This window comes from Nocardia stercoris, from assembly GCF_003696265.1.
Classification (GTDB): Bacteria; Actinomycetota; Actinomycetes; order Mycobacteriales; family Mycobacteriaceae; genus Nocardia; species Nocardia stercoris.
Genome location: NZ_RFFH01000003.1, coordinates 602,814 through 620,000 on the forward strand (window position 1 = coordinate 602,814; position 17,187 = coordinate 620,000).

The 17,187-nt window shown below is 69.0% G+C and carries 12 protein-coding genes; 3 read left to right on the forward strand and 9 right to left on the reverse strand.

Going from position 1 to position 17,187, the window contains the following annotated elements; all coding sequences use genetic code 11:
* Positions 1-572 precede the first annotated feature (572 nt).
* The 3 genes from EBN03_RS11080 to EBN03_RS11090 all read right to left on the reverse strand — a co-directional run bounded on the left by EBN03_RS11080 (position 573) and on the right by EBN03_RS11090 (position 4,383).
* Positions 573-1,139, reverse strand: coding sequence for a dihydrofolate reductase family protein (locus tag EBN03_RS11080; protein ID WP_122187830.1), 567 nt, complete (start codon positions 1,137-1,139; stop codon positions 573-575).
* A 202-nt stretch (positions 1,140-1,341) separates the two neighbouring features.
* Entirely contained in the window at positions 1,342-2,883 is a 1,542-nt protein-coding gene (locus EBN03_RS11085; RefSeq protein ID WP_122187831.1) for an FAD-dependent monooxygenase, read from the reverse strand.
* Positions 2,884-3,111: 228 nt separating this feature from the next.
* Positions 3,112-4,383: an alpha/beta fold hydrolase gene (locus EBN03_RS11090; RefSeq protein ID WP_122187832.1), complete on the reverse strand. Its 1,272-nt coding sequence runs from the start codon at positions 4,381-4,383 to the stop codon at positions 3,112-3,114.
* A gap of 306 nt (positions 4,384-4,689) precedes the next feature.
* Here EBN03_RS11090 and EBN03_RS11095 point away from each other — a divergent pair, with 306 nt between their 5' ends.
* A complete protein-coding gene (locus tag EBN03_RS11095) occupies positions 4,690-5,553 on the forward strand; it encodes an alpha/beta fold hydrolase (protein ID WP_122187833.1) in 864 nt (287 codons plus the stop codon).
* A 68-nt stretch (positions 5,554-5,621) separates the two neighbouring features.
* Here EBN03_RS11095 and EBN03_RS11100 read toward each other — a convergent pair whose 3' ends face one another.
* The 4 genes from EBN03_RS11100 to EBN03_RS11115 all read right to left on the reverse strand — a co-directional run bounded on the left by EBN03_RS11100 (position 5,622) and on the right by EBN03_RS11115 (position 11,955).
* Positions 5,622-6,764 (reverse strand): alpha/beta hydrolase family protein, encoded by a 1,143-nt coding sequence (locus tag EBN03_RS11100; protein WP_147471535.1) that lies wholly within the window; start codon positions 6,762-6,764, stop codon positions 5,622-5,624.
* A gap of 150 nt (positions 6,765-6,914) precedes the next feature.
* The gene (locus EBN03_RS11105) at positions 6,915-8,822 is read right to left on the reverse strand and encodes an ABC transporter ATP-binding protein (protein ID WP_122187835.1); all 1,908 of its coding nucleotides are present in this window, start codon (positions 8,820-8,822) and stop codon (positions 6,915-6,917) included.
* Entirely contained in the window at positions 8,822-10,555 is a 1,734-nt protein-coding gene (locus EBN03_RS11110; protein ID WP_122187836.1) for an ABC transporter ATP-binding protein, read from the reverse strand. The genes EBN03_RS11105 and EBN03_RS11110 overlap by 1 nt, the downstream gene beginning before the upstream one ends.
* A gap of 17 nt (positions 10,556-10,572) precedes the next feature.
* On the reverse strand, positions 10,573-11,955 hold the full coding sequence (locus EBN03_RS11115; protein ID WP_122187922.1) for a class II 3-deoxy-7-phosphoheptulonate synthase: 1,383 nt from the start codon (positions 11,953-11,955) through the stop codon (positions 10,573-10,575).
* Positions 11,956-12,215: 260 nt separating this feature from the next.
* Between EBN03_RS11115 and EBN03_RS11120 the strand changes: the two genes are divergently transcribed.
* Both EBN03_RS11120 and EBN03_RS34535 read left to right on the forward strand, forming a co-directional pair.
* A complete protein-coding gene (locus EBN03_RS11120; RefSeq protein WP_122187837.1) occupies positions 12,216-13,100 on the forward strand; it encodes an SPFH domain-containing protein in 885 nt (294 codons plus the stop codon).
* Complete coding sequence (locus tag EBN03_RS34535) at positions 13,100-13,264, forward strand: hypothetical protein (protein ID WP_199742722.1); 165 nt, start codon at positions 13,100-13,102, stop codon at positions 13,262-13,264. The genes EBN03_RS11120 and EBN03_RS34535 overlap by 1 nt, the downstream gene beginning before the upstream one ends.
* 21 nt (positions 13,265-13,285) lie before the next feature.
* Here the strand turns inward: EBN03_RS34535 and EBN03_RS11125 are convergent, their stop codons facing one another.
* Both EBN03_RS11125 and EBN03_RS11130 read right to left on the reverse strand, forming a co-directional pair.
* Positions 13,286-13,615: a YbjQ family protein gene (locus EBN03_RS11125; RefSeq protein WP_122187923.1), complete on the reverse strand. Its 330-nt coding sequence runs from the start codon at positions 13,613-13,615 to the stop codon at positions 13,286-13,288.
* Between the two features lie 153 nt (positions 13,616-13,768).
* Positions 13,769-17,187 (reverse strand): AMP-binding protein (locus tag EBN03_RS11130; protein ID WP_147471536.1); only part of this gene is annotated, 3,419 nt, incomplete at its 5' end.

Below are 17,187 nucleotides of genomic sequence, written 5' to 3' on the forward strand. Positions count from 1 at the left end.
CAGAGGCTATCCGGCGGCCCGATGGAGCAGTGTAGCGGGCTTCACAGCCCTTAACCCACAGGGGCCGTGCAGGTTCGGCCTGGGTCCCCGAACCACGACACTGATCGGATTCGCCCTTCGCCCAACCGCGGCTGCCAGACAGCAGCTGCGGAATACATTGATACTCCGCCACATTCGGTTCAGCGCACGCTACCGGGCGAGAGCTGTCGCAACAGCCACGCGCGCTTGCAACCGACCCGAAAAATACGATGCGTGAAGTTTCCCGAGAGAGTGCAAACCACGCCCGCAAGTATTTTCATCACATTGCGGGCAGATCCGAGCTAATGGCACATCCCGCACGCCGGAAACCTCCGCTACGGAATTCCCGAGCCGCACTGTGCGAACGCGACCGGAGGGATCCCGCCGATTCCGATCGAAGTGCCGAAATAGAAACAGATGCAGGCGAGTGAAGTCCCGACCCGGATCCGGCCCTGCTTCGGTCAGCGAGCGGCCGGGCGGGCGTTGTTGCCGGGGTGTGCCGGTCAGGAACCGCTGGTGGGCGGTTTCTGACCGCGAGTTCGGTGTCGGCTGCCTCAGTCGCGCTTCGCCTCGTACCGCAGCAGCACGGTGCCGCCCGGGAAAGTCCGATTTTCCAACAGCCGCAGCGATATCCACGACGGCAGGGACGGGAAGAACGGTGTGCCGCCACCCACCGCGGTGGGCGTGACCACGATCCGGAACTCGTCTACCAGCCCGGCCCGCACGATCGGCGCGGCCAACGTCGCGCCCGCCACCTCCAGCTGGCCCTCGGTCTCGGCTTTCAGCTTCGACACCACCTCGACCGGGTCGCGGCGCTCCAGCCGCGAGTTCCAATCGACCGACTGCAGAGTGCGGGAGAACACGACCTTCGGCATGGCCCGCCACACGTGCGCGAAGTCGACGATCAGCGGGGTCGCGTCCGGGGCTCGGTCAGCGGTCGGCCAGTACGCGGCCATCAATTCATAGATCCGCCGGCCGTAGAACGACAGCGCGGTCTCTCGCTCGAAGTCGTTCCAGTACTGATGGAGCTCGTCGCTCGGCTCGGACCAGTCGATATTGCCTTGTGCGTCGGCGATGTACCCGTCCACCGACACGTTGAAGCCATAGATGAGTCTGCCCATGCAGATCAGACTGCCCCACACGGCAAAACTCATCGCCACGGGATGCGCCGGCCGGCTCCAGCACCCAAGGCCGCCCAGCCGAGCCTGCCGGGCAGCGGAATCGCTTGCGCCGAATCAAGCCGTGCGGGGCTGAGATCGCCGCCGGATGCACCGATACGGCGGCTGCGATCACTGCTCGAGATCGCAGCCGTCGACTACTCGATTACCGGACGGCCGCGGTCAGCGGTGCACCGAACCAGGATCCGAGTGCTTCGCGCAGCGATTCCGTGGCCGAGTCGGCGGGTTCCGCGATGGGCGCGGCCCAGGCGATGTGGGCGTCCGGGCGGATGAGCAGGGCGTCGGCGGGCCGGTCCTCCGTTGTGGCGGTGTGGATTTCGACGCGGTCCTGCCAGGGTTCGGCGATCTCCCGAAGATCCGCGCGCTCGGCGAGGATCAGCAGGATGGGCCGGGCGGTGCGCATCAGCGCGGCGACGCTGCTCTCGCCCTGCTCGGTGTGCAGCACGAGATCGGGTGCGAAAGCGCCGATCAGGGCGTGCCGGTCGGATCCGGGCTGCGGGTAGCGGGTGCAGTTGCCCGCGATCAGGTCGCCCACCCGCCGCAGCGCCGGTTCGTCGGTGGTCAGTTCCTGGAACAACTGCCGCAGCGCTTCGGACGCGGCATCCTGCCCACGCCGCAACGCCACCTGCGCCCGAGCCTGCATGCGCGTACGCGCACCGGCCGCGTGCCGTTCCTCGTGGTAGGTGTCCAGCAGACCTTCCGGCGCCCAGCCGCCGATCTCGGCGCCCAGCTTCCACGCCAGGTTCACCGTGTCGAGCATGCCCGCATTGAGCGCGACACCGGTGGACGGGAACAGATGCGCGGCATCACCGGCCACCATGATCCGCCCGGCACGATACCGTTCGGCCTGAAGATCCTTGAAGGTGAAGCGCGACAACCGCTTCGGGTCCCGCATCGGAATCTCCGCACCCAGCACCCGGCGGACACTGCCCTGCAGTTCGTCCAGGGTCATCGGCACATCGTCGTCGTATTCCGCGGTCTCGTCCTCGGTGGTCGACAGGTGCAACGCCCCGTCCGGCGTGCTCGCGAAGGCCAATTGACCGGTCTCGGTTCGGGTGAATCCCGCCGCGACCCGCCCGAATCCGGGCACCTCGAGGTCGCCGTTCTCGTGAACGGTCACACCGTCGCCCACCGCCACCTGAGCCAGCCGCACCACCTCCGGATACGTGGTGCCGGAGAAAACGATTCCCGCCATCTCGCGAATTCGGCTGCGCCCACCATCGCAAGCCACCAGATACCGCGCCGTCACCGTGTACGCCCCGTCCGGCCCGGTCACCTCCGCGGTCACCGCCTGGTCGTCCTGCCGCACCGCGTCCACCCGATGCCCACGCCGGATCTCCGCACCCGATTCGACAGCACGGTCAGCGAGCAGTCGTTCGATCTCCATCTGCGCCATCGGCAGCACCTTCATCGGCGCTTCCGCCATCCGAGTGAAGTCCAGGTGCATCCCGCCGAACGGCAACCGCAACGGCGGATACGGATCGGAACTGGCGGCCTCGAACCGATCCAGCAATCCGCGATACCGCAGCAAGTCCAGAATCCGGCCACCGATTCCACTGGCCTTCGGGACATCCCAGAGTCGCGGATGCCGCTCCAGCACCAGCGTTCGTACCCCGGCCAGGCGCAGTTCACCGGCCGACATCAGCCCGGTCGGGCCGGCGCCGACGATGATCACGTCGGTGTCCATGACTCGCAATCCACACCCCAGTTTCCGCGGTTGATCAACTACGAGGTGCGATTCTGCGGTATCCCCCCGGTCTTGCGGCAAGCCCCCAGGTGCGTTATACGTTGGCAGGGGAAAGCGAACCTCCGGTTCCGCGGAACCTGACGCCTAACTCTTCAGCACCTTCCGCGGGGTCCGCTTGCTGTCGGAGATGGCCGGTTCGGGCCGGTACGTGCGCAGGATCATCGCTCCTCAGCGGGTCCAGCGTCCGGGCGGCGGGTCCATGGCGGTGTAGGCGGGCAGCGGCAGGGGCCGGTCGGCGAGGAAGCTCTCGAGGAGCTGTGTGAAGAGCTCAGGCTGGTCGGTCGAGACCGCGTGGCCCGCGCCCTGGATGTCGACCAGGGTCGCGTCGGGCAGCGTGTCCCGATATTCGCGGCTGACCGGCCAGTGCAGGAAGTCGCATTGCGCCGCCATCACCAGGACAGGGACGTGTGCGTTGCGCAGGGCCGGTCTGGGGTCCGCGATGGACGCGAAATCGCGTGTCGTCAGCTGGTTCACGTAGAAGCCTTGCAGGTTGTCGTGCGGGGGTGTGGTGACCGCGCGCGAGCAGGAGGCTCCGTCTCGTCCGGTGAGTGCCACCTCGTGCATCCAGGAGTCGGCCTCGGCATCAGGGACGAACGCGTGCGCGGCTTCGGGATTCACGCCCATCAGCAACGACAGTGCGAGGATGCGCGGGTTGGCCGTCAGGTCGTCGTAGCGGGCCTGCTGCGCGGGATCCATCGCGTTCCAGGGCTCGCCGACGCCGTCGGGAAAGGCCTTGGGCCAGATCGCCCCGGGCGCGACCACCACGGCTTTCGCGACTCGATCGGGGTGGGCCGCGAGGTACTGCGCGGTCAGCGAGCCGCCCCAGGACCGGCCCACGAGAATGAGCTGATCGACGCCGAGCCGGGCCCGGATCGCTTCGAGATCGTCCACCTGGCGTCGCACGGTGTAGCCGGTGACATCGGTGAGGCGGGTCGAGCGGCCGGCGCCCACTTGGTCGTAGGCGTAGACGTCGAATCCTTGGGCCGCGAGTTCCGCGCCGCCGGTCGGGATCCCTTCTCCCGGGGTCCCGGGTCCGCCGTGCAGGAAGATCACCGGCGGCTTCCGGGCCGGGCCCGGTGCGGCCGCCGCGTGGACGTAGGCGATGCGCGATCCGGTCGGCAGCTCCCAGTACCGGACATCCTGCGGCACAGCGGCTTTCGGCTGGGCCGGGAAGGGATGCAGGACGGTCGCCGCCGCCGACGCGACGATCGCCGCCCCGACCGCGACGCTGAATCCGGCCGCGCGCGGCCCCGCGTGCCGCACCCCGGACAAGCGGAACCCCCACCGGCTCACCAGAAAACACACACCGACCGCGACCAGCAGTCCCCCGCCGAGGAACAACGCCGGGACGGCAGCCAGGTACGCCACCAGGCCGACCGCGAGAACGCCGAAGACGATCGCCACCACGACACCGAGAACGACGACCGACCCGCCGAGCACGATCCGCCACCGGCGGCGTGCGGCCGCGGGCGGTGCCGATTCCGTAGGTGTGGCTGCGATCTCGGACCTGCCTCGGTTCGTCGCAATCGAATACGCCAGTGTAGGCGGCACCCGGCCGGTCGAGGCGCAACTCGTCGGCTGTGCCCGCATCGCTGATCGGGTCGAGGCCAGGATGCCCGCGACCGGTGGCGTGAGACGGCCGGGCACGTCTTCGCGCACCCTCGGTCCCGAGGGCCTCTCGTCCACCGCCCTCGCCGCGTTACCGTGCCGATGGCACACGAAAGCACGAAGGGTTCGGGGCGAACAATGCCGATGGCGACGGTGAACGGAATCTCGATCAATTATCAGGTGCGCGGAGATGCGAAGCGGGGCACGGATTCTCCCCGCTCCGCGCCGCTGGTTCTGCTGGTGATGGGGACGGGGAGTCCCGGACGGGTGTGGGAGCTGTATCAGGTGCCGGCCTTGCTGGCCGCGGGTTATCGGGTGTGCACGTTCGACAATCGCGGGATCGCACCGTCCGACGAATGCGCCGACGGTATCACCCAGGCGGATATGGTGGCGGACACGGCGGCGTTGATCGAATTCCTCGACGAGGGGCCGGTTTTGATCGCGGGCACGTCGTTCGGGGCGCGGATCGCCCAGGAACTCGCGTTGACCCGCCCGGAGTTGATCCGCCGCGCGGTGCTGATGGGCGCGCACGCGCGCGTGGACGCCTTCCAGGCGACCCTGTCGGCCGGTGAGCGCGATCTGGACGAGCTGGGTATCGTGCTCCCACCCCGCTACCAGTCCGCGCTCACGGCGGCGCTGAACATGTCACCGGCCACGATGGCCGACCAGGACACCGCACTGGAATGGCTGGATCTGTTCGAATTCAGCGACCACACACTGACGCCGGGCCTGCGGGCGCAACGACGCATGAACTACATTTTCGACCGGGTCGAGGACTATCGCGCGATCACGGTGCCGTGCCTGTCCGTCGCGTTCGCCGACGATCGGATGATTCCGCCGTTCCTGTCTCGTGAAGTGGCCGAGATCATTCCGGACGCGCAGTACGCGGAAATTCCCGACGCCGGTCACTTCGGCTATCTGGAACGGCCGGACGCGATCAACGAACTCATGATCGAATTCTTCCGCGCCGACGAGTCCACCGCCGAACAGCGCCCAATCTGAACGAAGCCCGAAACGATGGTCACCCCGGGCCGCTGAGCGGTCCGGGGTGACAGTCCTTCGAGAACGAATCAGCCGAAGGTGATCTCGGGGTATTCCGCGCTGGGGGCGTCCAGGAGGGGTTCGTGCCGCCCGCGCAGGAAATGGTCGAACATCGCGGCGACATAGGCGTTGATCACCGCGTGTCCACGGTCGGGGTTCAGGGCGCCCCAACCGCCGGCCTCGATCACCTGATACCAGTCCGGGTTGTACTTGATGTCGTCGAAGCTCTGGTGCACGGCGCTGTCGAGGACGAGTTCGCGGGTCCATCCCGGCCGGTCGCCGGTCATCTTCTGGAGCGTGTCGTGGCCCAGGGCGGGGTTGGTGCCGCCGCCGAGCACGAACAGCATCGGGCGGTTCGGGTCGGCGACCAGCCCGGGGTCCAGCGCCGTCGGCGGGAGCGCACCGTCGAGGTCGACGCCGGCCCGCACCCGGGAGTCGGCGTAGAGCGCCATCGCCCCGCCGAGATTGTGGCCGAACATGCCGACCTCGTTCAGGTCCATGGCCGCGTCCAGCCCGGCGGGCAGCACGCCGTGGTCGACGTCGGGGTCGACGCCCCGAGTCAGGGCGCTCAGCTGGTCCAGGACGAACGAGATGTCACCGGCGCGGGCGGCCGAGGAGATCGCGAGGGTGTCGGCACTGAGTTCGGCGTTGGGGTCGACGGGCACATAGTGTCCGTCGGGGAAGTCGGTGCCGAACAGGGCGTCGTGGGTGTCGTCCATCGACACCACCACATAGCCGCGCGCGGCCAGGGATTCCACCATCGTGGTCCCCTCGTAGGCCGCGGCACCGGCACCGGGCTGATACAGGACCACCGGCAGCCGGCCCGACGAAGTGTCCACGGGGGCACCGAGATACGACCGGGAGGGGTGCCCGGCCACCGGAAGCCAGGGCCGCGAACCGTCGGCCAGTGGATAGGACGCGGCGTCGGCGGCCGGATAGTGGATCGTCACCGCCAGTTCGCGGCGGGTCTGCGGCGCCCGCGCGTCGGCCCGGTTCGGGTCCACCAGGTGCAGGGTGGTCACGCCCACCGGCACCGCGGTGGGCGACGAATCGGTTTGTGCGCCGGCCGGTCCGGCCAATGGCGAATCCGGTTCCGCCGCAGCGGTTCCCAGCTGACACGACATGAATACTGTTGCGGTCGCGGCTACGACGACCCCGCTCTTGAGCAGCACGCCGCGACGCTAACAGAGCCCCGGCGAGCGGCGCATCCGCGGCGAATCCACGGTCGACCAGCCGTTTTTCGCCGACTCGACACAGCACGACGAGGCCGCCGGCCGGCACCGACTGTGCCTGCGCCGGCGGCCTCGCCGCGCGTGCTGCCGCTACCCGGCGGCTCCCGCGAATTGTTCGGCGTGCAAGCGGAAATAGGCGCCGCCGGCGGCGACGAGTTCCTCGTGCGTGCCCTGTTCGACGATCCGGCCCCCGTCCAGCACGACGATCAGGTCGGCGTTCCGGATGGTCGAGAGCCGATGAGCGATCACGAAACATGTTCGCTCCCGCCGTAATTCGGCCATCGCCCGCTGGACGAGAACCTCGGTACGGGTGTCGACGGAACTGGTCGCCTCGTCCAGAATCAGGATCGCGGGATCGGCGAGGAACGCGCGCGCGATGGTCACCAGCTGCTTCTCCCCCGCGCTGATCCCGCCGCCGTCCTCGTCGACGACGGTGTCGTAGCCCAGCGGCAGGGCGTGCACGAACCGGTCGACATACGCGGCGCGAGCGGCGGCGCGGATCGCTTCCTCGCCGGCGGTCGGGTCGCCGTAGGCGATGTTGTCGCGGATCGTCCCGCCGAACAACCAGGTGTCCTGCAGCACCATTGCGGCGTTGGCGCGCAACCGATCTCGCGAGACCGTCGCGATGTCGACACCGTCGATCGTGATCGTGCCGGAGTCGAGTTCGTAGAACCGCAGCAGCAGATTGACCAGCGTGGTCTTGCCGGCACCGGTGGGCCCGACGATCGCGACCACCCGGCCCGCTTCGGCGACCAACGACAGCGACTCGATCAGCGGGGTCTGCGGGTCGTACCGGAAGCAGGCGTCGTCGAACACGACCCGCCCCCGATCGATGGGCCGCGGATCGGGCACCGCCGGATCCGGCGCCTCCTCGTCGGCGTCGAGGACGGCGAAGATCCGTTCGGCGGACACCACCCCGGACTGCAGCAGGGTCAGCATCGTGCCGATCTGGGTGATGGGCTGGCTGAACTGCCGCGAGTACACGGTGAACGCCAGCACGTCACCGAGCGAGATCCGGCCCGACGCCACGCGCAGCCCACCGACCACGGCGACGACCACGTAGTTCAGGTTCCCGACGAACAGCATCGCCGGCATGATCGATCCGGCCAGGAACTGCGCCCGGAACCCGGACCGGAACAGCTTGCCGTTGCACTCGTCGAATTCGGCGGCGAACCGCTCGGCGCCGTCGAAGGCGGTGATCACCCGGTGACCGGTGAAAGCCTGCTCCACCAAGGCGTTCGCCTGCCCGGTGTAGGTCCACTGGTCGACCAGGTGCGGTTTGGCGCGGACCGCGATCAGGCCGGTCACGACGGCCGCCACCGGCATCGCGGCCAGCGCGATCAGGGCCAGCAGCCACGAGATCCAGAACATCATCGCCAGAATGCCGGCCACGGTGAGAACCGCCATGACCAGCTGGCTGAGGGTCTGGTTCAGGCTCTGTGCCACGTTGTCGACGTCGTTGGTGACCCGCGACAGCAGCTCGCCGCGCGGAGTGGTGTCGAAGTAGCGCAGCGGCAGCCGGTGGATCTTGTCCTCCACTTCGGACCGCAGCCGGTTGACGACCCGGTTGACCACGACGTTGAGCAGTCGGCCCTGCATCCAGGCGCACAATGCCGCGATCAGGTAGACCGCGAGGGCGATCAGTAGCACCCGGCCCAGTGCGTCGAGATCGACGCCTCGGCCGGGGATCACGTCCATCCCGGCGAGCAGGTCGGCGCTGCGGGTGTGGCCGGCCGCGCGCAGCGCGTCCACCGCCTCGGTCCGGGTCTGCCCGGCGCGCAGGGTCCGGCCGACGACGCCGTCGAAGATCAGGTCGGTGGCCCGGCCCAGCAGTTCGGGCCCGATCACGTTCAGTACCACTGAGATCACCGCGAGCACGAGAACGGCGAGCACGGCGGCCCGTTCGGGCGCGAGCCGGCCCAGCAGCCGGCGCAACGACGGCCCGAACGCCTCCGGTCGCTGTAGCGGCGCCGGGCCGCTCGCCGTACCTGGTTGCATCACAACACCTCCTGTGCTTCGAGCTGCGACTCGGCGAGCTCGCGATATTCCGGGCAGCTGTCCAGCAGCTGCTCGTGGGTGCCGATGCCGGCGACGGTCCCGCGGTCGAGCACGACGATCCGATCGACGTCGCGGACCGTCGAGATCCGTTGGGACACAGTGACGACCGAGGCGTCCGCGGTCACCGTCCGCAGCGCGGCGCGCACCCGGGCGTCGGTGCCGGCGTCCAGCGCGGAGAAGCAGTCGTCGAACAGGTACAGCCGGGGTTGGCGCACCACCGCGCGCGCGATCGCCAGCCGTTGCCGCTGCCCACCGGAGAAGCCGCTGCCGCCCTGGGTGACCTCGGCGGCCAGCCCGCCGGGCAGATCACGGACGAAGTCGGCCGCCTGCGCGGTTTCCAGTGCCGCCCAGAGCTTTTCGTCGTCCGCTGTCGGGTCGCCGAGCCGCAGGTTCGACGCGATCGTCCCGGCGAACAGATACGACTGCTGCGGTACCACCGCGATCCGGGCCCGCAATTGGGCGCGGGCCAGTTCCCGGACGTCCGTGCCGCCGACCCGGACCGAGCCCGCGGTGACGTCGATCTGCCGGGCGATCAGGTCCAGCAGCGTGGTCTTCCCCGAGCCGGTGGCGCCGACGATCGCCGTGTGCCGGCCCGGCTCGACCCGGAAGTCGATGTCGCGCAGCACCATTGCCTCGGCGCCCGGGAATCCGTATGCCACGCCGCGGAGTTCGACGACCGCGGGGTCACCCGCGAACGGTCGCGGCCGGTCCGGGTCGGCGACCGCGGGCCGCGTGTCGAACACCGCGCGGATCCGCTCCGCCGACACCGCCGCCCGCGGCGCGATCATGGCCAGGAAGGACGCCATCATCACCGCCGCGAGGATCTGCATCAGATAGACCGTCATGGCGCTCAGGACACCGATCCGGATCGACCCCGCATCGACTTCCCGGCCACCGAACCACAACACCGCCACCGACGTCACGTTGCTGATCACCAGCACCAAGGGATACATCAGCGCGGTCAGGCGGCCCACTGTCAGTGCGGCACCGGTCAATTCGCGGTTGGCGGCCGCGAAACGCTCCCGCTCCGGGGACTCGCGCACGAACGCGCGCACGATCCGGATGCCGGTGATCTGTTCCCGCAGGACCAGCGTCACCCGGTCGAGCGCGGTCTGCACGGTCCGGTACGCCGGCACCGAGCGGGCGATCACGGCCGCCATCGCCGCACCGAGCACCGGTACCGCGATCACCAGCACCCAGGCCGGATCCGGTCCCTGTCGCAGCGCCAGCACGATGCCGCCGGCGCACATGATCGGGGCGGGCACCAGCAGCGAGACGCTCAGCACGAGCAGCGTCTGGACCTGGTCGACGTCGTTGGTGGTGCGGGTGATCAGCGACGGCACGCCGAACCGGCCGACCTCGTGGGCGGAGAACGTGCCGACCCGGCGCAGCAGCGCGGCGCGGATGTCGCGCCCCGCGGCCATCGCGGCCCGCGATCCGAGATACATCGAGCACGCCGACGCCACGATCTGCAGGGCCGTCACCAGCAGCATCCACATCCCGACGCGGCGGATGTGATCGGTGTCGCCGGTGGTGACACCGTTGTCGACGAGGTCGGCGTTGAGCGTCGGCAGATAGAGCATCGCCAGCGTGGCGACGCACTGCAGTGCGATCACCGCGGCGATCGGCACCCGGTAGGGCGCGAGAAATCGGCGGAGAAGTCCGAGCAACATGGGGCGGATGTCCTTCGTCAGCGCAGCATCTCGGCGACCAGGAACGCCAGCTCGAGCGACTGCTCGGTGTTGAGCCGCGGGTCGCACGCGGTGTCGTAGCGGCTCTCGAGATCGAGATCGGAGATGTCCTGGGCGCCGCCCAGACATTCGGTGACGTTCTCCCCGGTCAGTTCGATGTGCAGGCCGCCGGGATGGGTGCCGAGCGCGCGGTGGACCTCGAAGAAGCCCTGCACCTCGTCGACGATGCGGTCGAAGTGCCGGGTCTTGTATCCGGTCGAGGAGGTGACGGTGTTGCCGTGCATGGGGTCGCACTGCCAGATCACCCGGTGGCCGGTGGCCTCGACCTTCTCCACGATCGGCGGCAGCAGCGTGCGGACGTGTGCGCTGCCCATCCGGGTGACGAGCGTCAACCGGCCCGGTTCGCGGGCGGGGTCGAGCCGGTGGACGTATTCCGCGGCCTGCTCCGGGGTGACGGTGGGCCCGAGCTTCACGCCGATCGGGTTGGCGAGCAGTTCGGCGAACGCGATGTGCGCGCCGTCGAGCCCGCGCGTGCGCTCCCCGATCCACAGGTAGTGGGCCGACAGGTCGTAGAGCGCCGGCTCGCCGGTCACCGGGTGCGGCGCCTGCCGCAACAGCGCGCGTTCGTAGTCCAGCACGAGTGCCTCGTGCGAGCAATAGATGTCGGCGCCGGCCAGGTGCGGATCCGAGACTCCGCAGGCCCGCATGAACTTGAGGGCGCGGTCGATGTCGGTGGCCATGGCCTCGTAGCGGGCGCCCGCCGCGGAGCGGGCGACGAATTCCCGGTTCCAGTCGTGCACCTGGTGCAGATCGGCCATGCCGGCCGCGGTGAGGGCGCGGACCAGGTTCATCGTGGCGGCCGCGTTGGCGTAGGCGTGGACGAGCCGGGACGGATCGTGTTCGCGCAGTGCCGCATCGGCGACGAGCGAGTTCACCATGTCGCCGCGGTAGGATAGCAGTCCGGCCGAGTCGGTGTCCGACGATCGGGGCTTGGCGTACTGGCCCGCGATCCGGCCTACTTTCACCACCGGCAGACTGGCGCCGTAGGTCAGGACCACGGCCATCTGCAACAGGGTTCGCATATTCGCCTGGATATGCGATTCGGTATTGCCGGCGAATGTTTCGGCGCAGTCGCCGCCCTGGATCAGGAATGCTTCGCCGCGCGCCACGTCGGCGAGCCGGGACCGCAGCTCGTCCACTTCGGCGGGAACACAAATGGGCGGTACCGATTCCAGTACCGCCCGCATTTCCTCGGCGGCCGCCGCATTCCAGGAAGGTTGCTGCAATGCGGGCCGGTTGAGTGCGGCATCGAGCCGGTTGCGCGTTTCCGCGGGCAGTGGAGGAGGTTTCGGCAGGCTGTCGACGGGAACATTCCAGTTCACCGCCTCAGAATAGGGATATTCGCGGTCCAGGCAAATGGCGGTGGCGCCCACGAGTGATAGCCGAAATACCTGGCGCGCAGAAACTTTCACCGCGGTGGCCGAGTGCGCATATTGGTCAGTCGACCACGCGGCGCCTGCCGCGTCCCGGGCGGCCCGCGACCGCGGGCCGCGCCCGCGATCAGCGGCGATGCGACGGACCTGGACTTCCGGCCAGGAACCGGACTATCATCGTGATATCATATCGATACTGGAGGTCGACAATGGAGCTCCGTCCAGCCTTCCGGGTCAGCGGATTCTACGCCCTGGTCCTGTTGCTCATCGCCGCCGCCGCGGGCCTGGCGCTCGCGATCGGCGGCCTCGCCGCGGGCACCCACCCGTCCGATCCGGCGCATGCGGCCGCGGCCGCCGCCGGGATCGCGCTCATCGCGGTCACGGTCGTCCTCGCCAGCGGACTCACCGTCGTGGGCCCGAACGAGGCCCGGGTGCTGCAGTTCTTCGGCCGCTACATCGGCTCGGTGGACCGGCCCGGCCTGTCCTGGGTGACCCCGCTGACCGAGAAACGCCGGGTATCGCTGCGGATCCGCAACTTCGAGACCCAGAAACTGAAGGTCAACGACGCGGACGGCAACCCGATCGAGATCGCCGCGGTCATCGCGTTCCGGGTCGTCGACAGCTTCAAAGCCGCCTTCGCCGTGGACAACTACGAGGACTTCACCCACACCCAGTCCGAGACCGCGGTCCGGCACCTGGCCACCAGCCACCCGTACCAATCCGCCGGCCCGGACACGATCAGCCTGCGCGACGGGGCGGCCGTGGTCGGCGAACTCACCGGTGAACTGCGCGAACGCACCGCCATGGCCGGCATCGAGATCGTCGAGGCACGCATCACCCACCTCGCCTACGCGCCGGAGATCGCACAGGCCATGCTGGTTCGCCAGCAGGCCGAACAGGTCGTCGCCGCCCGCACCCGCATCGTCGAGGGCGCCGTGGGCATGGTGGGTCTGGCGCTGGACCGGCTGGCCGAGCAGGGCGTGGTCGATCTCGACGACGAGCGCAAGGCCGCGATGGCGTCGAACCTGCTGGTCGTGCTCTGCGGCGACCGTGCCGCCTCCCCCGTCGTCAACACCGGAACCCTGTACTCCTGATGGCGAAGCGAGAGCCGAAACGCCTTCTCCTCCGGCTCGACCCGGCCATCCACGAGGCCATCGCCAAGTGGGCGGCCGACGACCTGCGCAGCATCAACGGCCAGATCGAGTACGCGCTGCGCGCCGCGCTGGAACGGGCCGGCCGGCTGCCGAAGGGCGAATAGCCCCGGCAGCCGGCCGGTGCATCACTTGCCGGCGACCTTCTCGATCCGCACCGCCGTGCCGTACGCGGCGAATTCGGTCAGGGTCTTGGCGATTTCGTTGCAGTCGAATCGCATGGCCACGACGGCATTTCCGCCGCGCTCGGCCGCTTTCTTGATCATCCGCTGCACCGCTTCTTCGCGCGAGTTGTACAGCAGCTCGGTGTATTCCTGGATCTCGCCGCCGCCGAGCTGACGGAAACCCGCGGAAATATTCGCACCGAGACTCCGGCTACGGACCGTCAAGCCGGCGACCTCACCGAAAACCTCGACGATCTCGTAGCCGGGAACATCGTTCATCGTGACCACCAACATGGGCGCCGCAACCGGTTCCGCGACATCGGAACCGGTTGCGGATTCGGACGAATTCGACTGGGAGATTTCGCTCATGCGATGAACGTACCGTCGATTACGAACCGGCGGCAACGGTCGGAATATCCAATTCGAATGCCCGACGCGTGCGGTTGTCTAGCTGTTCTCCGATCCTTCGTGCGGCGCGGGCACCGACCGGGCGAGCCCGGCCAGCGCCGCCAGCCAGAGCTCCACCAGGGCCGCGACCCGCTCCTCGTCGACGACGTTGCGCGCGTAGGCGAACGTCGCGTGCAGGGCCGGTCCCGCCGCGGTGTCGAAGACCATCGCGTTGATCTCGATCACCGACACCGCGGGCAGATCCGGGTACGGTGCGGCGATCTGATGCACCTGCGTGGTCGGGGTCCAGCCACCCGCACCGGACTCGGCGGCGCCGAGGTCGGCGGAACCGTAGCGGCCCAGGTAGTTGAATCCCAGCTCCGGAGCGGGCAAGTCGGCCAGCGCCGGGGCCGTGGCGTCGTTCAGGTAGCGCAGCAACCCGTATCCGAGTCCCTTGTCCGGTACCGCGCTCAGCTGTGCGGCGATCTCGGCCACGAGCGCGGTCGCGATCTGCGGGTCGGTGAGCGCGGCTGCCGCGTCGAGCGCCGGCGGGACGGTGAGCCGCATCGGATAGGTACTGGTGAACCAGCCGACCGCGGCGGACAGATCCGCGCCCGGCACCACGGTCTCCTCGCGGCCGTGGGCCTCAAGCCGGACCAGCAGCGAGGGATGCGTGATCCCGTCGGCGCTCCGCCACGCGGTGACCGCCAGCAGCAGTGCCGCCAGCAGACCGGCGTCGACCGTGGTGTGCAGCGCCGCCGGCAGCCGGGTGAGGACGGCCTCGGTGTCGGCCACCCGGACCACCGCCTGGATCCGGGCGACGGTCTCGGTGGTGTCGAGCACCGGATCCAGTGCCCGTGAACCGATCGCCGGGTCCGCACCGCCGGTGGGCGCCAATGTTCGGCTCCACCAGTCGGTTTCGGCCGCTCGTTGCGGAGCGTGCGCGGCGTCGGCCAGCGCGTGCGCCCACCGGCGCAGCGAGGTACCCGCGTCCGGCAACACCGGCGGCCGGCCCGCCGCGGTCCCGGCTTCGACCTGCGCCCAGGCCGCCGCCAAGTCCGGCAACAGGATTCGCCACGACACCGCGTCGATGACCGCGTGGTGGACCACCACACCGAGCACACCGGTGTGGCCGGGTCCGCGGTCGAACCAGATCACGTCCAGCATCGAACCGCGCCCGGGTGCCAGCCGGGCGGCGGCCGCGGCCATCTCGGCGGCGACGAGTTCGGCGCGGTCGGCGAATTGGGTGTCGTGCGGCACCAGGATCCGGTGGATCAGCGCGGCGACATCGACCTCGTCGACCGGTACCGTCACCAGCCCCGGGCCGCGCTCGTCGTCGACCAGCCGGGCCGTGAGCGCGGGATGCCGCCGCAGCACCGCATGCCAGGTCGCGACCAGCCCGTCGAGGTCGATGCCCACCGGAAGATCCAGCAGCATCGACTGATTGAACCGATCGAAACCGGCACCCAGATCCCGGATGAACCGGGTGACCGGCAGCAGCGGCATCCAGCCGATACCACCGCCGGGCAGTTCCGCCAGCGCGTCCCGGTCCTGGTCCGCGCCCGCCGCGCGAGCCAGCGCCGCGACGGTCCGGTGCTCGAATATCTCTCGCGGGCTGATGCTGACGCCGGCGGCCCGCGCCCGCGACACCACCTGGATCGAACGGATCGAGTCGCCGCCGACGTCGAAGAAGTCGTCGTCGACACCCACCCGGTCGAGGCCGAGGACCTCGGCGAACACCTGCGTCAGCACCAGTTCGGCCGGGGTCACCGGCGCACGGTAGGTGGTCGCGGCCGTGAACACGGGTTCCGGCAACGCTTTCCGGTCGATCTTGCCGTTGGGTGTCAACGGCAGCGCGTCCAGGACCATGATGGACGCCGGAATCATATACTCCGGCAACCGTTCTCGCAGGAACGTGCGGACCGCACCGGCATCCGGTATCGGCGCGTTCCGTTCGACGGCATCGACGACCTCGACCGCAGGATCAGTGGCCGTGACGACGTCCGCCACCACATAACCCACCAGCTGCTTACCGCGACCGGAATCGTGCGCGACCACCACAGCCTGCCCGACACCGGGATGCGCCAGCAACGCCGCCTCGATCTCACCCGGCTCGATCCGGAACCCACGGATCTTCACCTGGTCGTCGACGCGGCCGACGTACTCCAGCACACCGGACTTGTTCCAGCGCACCACATCACCCGTGCGGTACAGGCGACCTCCCGCGGTTCGATCGGATACGGCGGCGAGCGGCCCTGCGGTGTCCTCGGCGAGGCCGTCGTCGGAGGGTGTGCCGAACGGGTCAGCCACGAACCGGGCAGCAGTCAGGTCCGCGCGGCCGTGATAGCCGCGCGCCAATTGCGCACCAGCGATATACAACTCACCCTCGACCCCGACCGGAACCGGTTGAAGGCGGCTGTCCAGGACGTAACACCGGACATTCCCGTACGGGCCACCGATCGGAATCGAACCCTGCTCCGGCATCCCAGCGGTGTCGAATTCCGACATGCACGATGTGGCTTCGGTCGGCCCGTACCCGTTGATCACACACAACTGTGGGAACCGCGCCCGCAGATCACGAACCAGCGCCGGCGAAAGCTCCGAACCACCGGCGATCACACGGGTCAGGAAGCCGAGCGGGTTCGCACCACCGTCGACACCGATGTGTTCCGACAATGCCGCCAGCAGCGGCGGCGTCAAGTGCGCCTTCGAGATTCGGTGCTCCCGCACCAACGACGCGATCTCGTCCAGGTCCGAACGTGGTGAACCCGCCACCACGACCGTCCCACCCGACACCAACGCCGGCCAGATCTCATAAGTCGACGCGTCGAACGCCACCGTCGCATGCGCCAGAATCCGCTCACCCACCGCGACCGGCCACGCCTCCCGCACCAAGTTCGCCAGGTTCGCGTGGGTGATGATCGCACCCTTGGACTGACCGGTCGTACCGGAGGTGTAGATCAAGTGCGACACCGAATCCGGCGACACCACCCGAACCGCACCGACCGCCGACTCGACGGGACCGGACTCGGCATCGACAGACACGTCGCCCGAACCGTCACCGCGATCCGCGCCGGCGGTCGCCGATTCGTCGCTTCCCGGGGTGACGGCGGCGGTTGTCGGCCGGCCGGAGCCGTTCACGGAGGTCGGTGCGGATGTGGTGCGGCGCTGGGCGGCTGCGGAAGCGTTGACCGATGAGCTTGCCGCACCGGCGGCGGCTACGTCGCCCAGCGACCGGGTGCGCGCAGCAGCTTTACCGGCGAGTTCGGACGCTACCGCGGCGTCGTCGAGCATCAGTCTAGCGACACCGGTATCCGGCACCACCTGCGCGACGCTGCTGTGGGTCAGCACGAGCACCGGTTGCGCGTCGGTCAGGATGAACCGCAACCGATCCGACGGATACTCCGGATCCACCGGAACATACGCCCCACCAGCCTTGTTCACCGCCACCATCGACACCAACAAATCAGCCACACGCG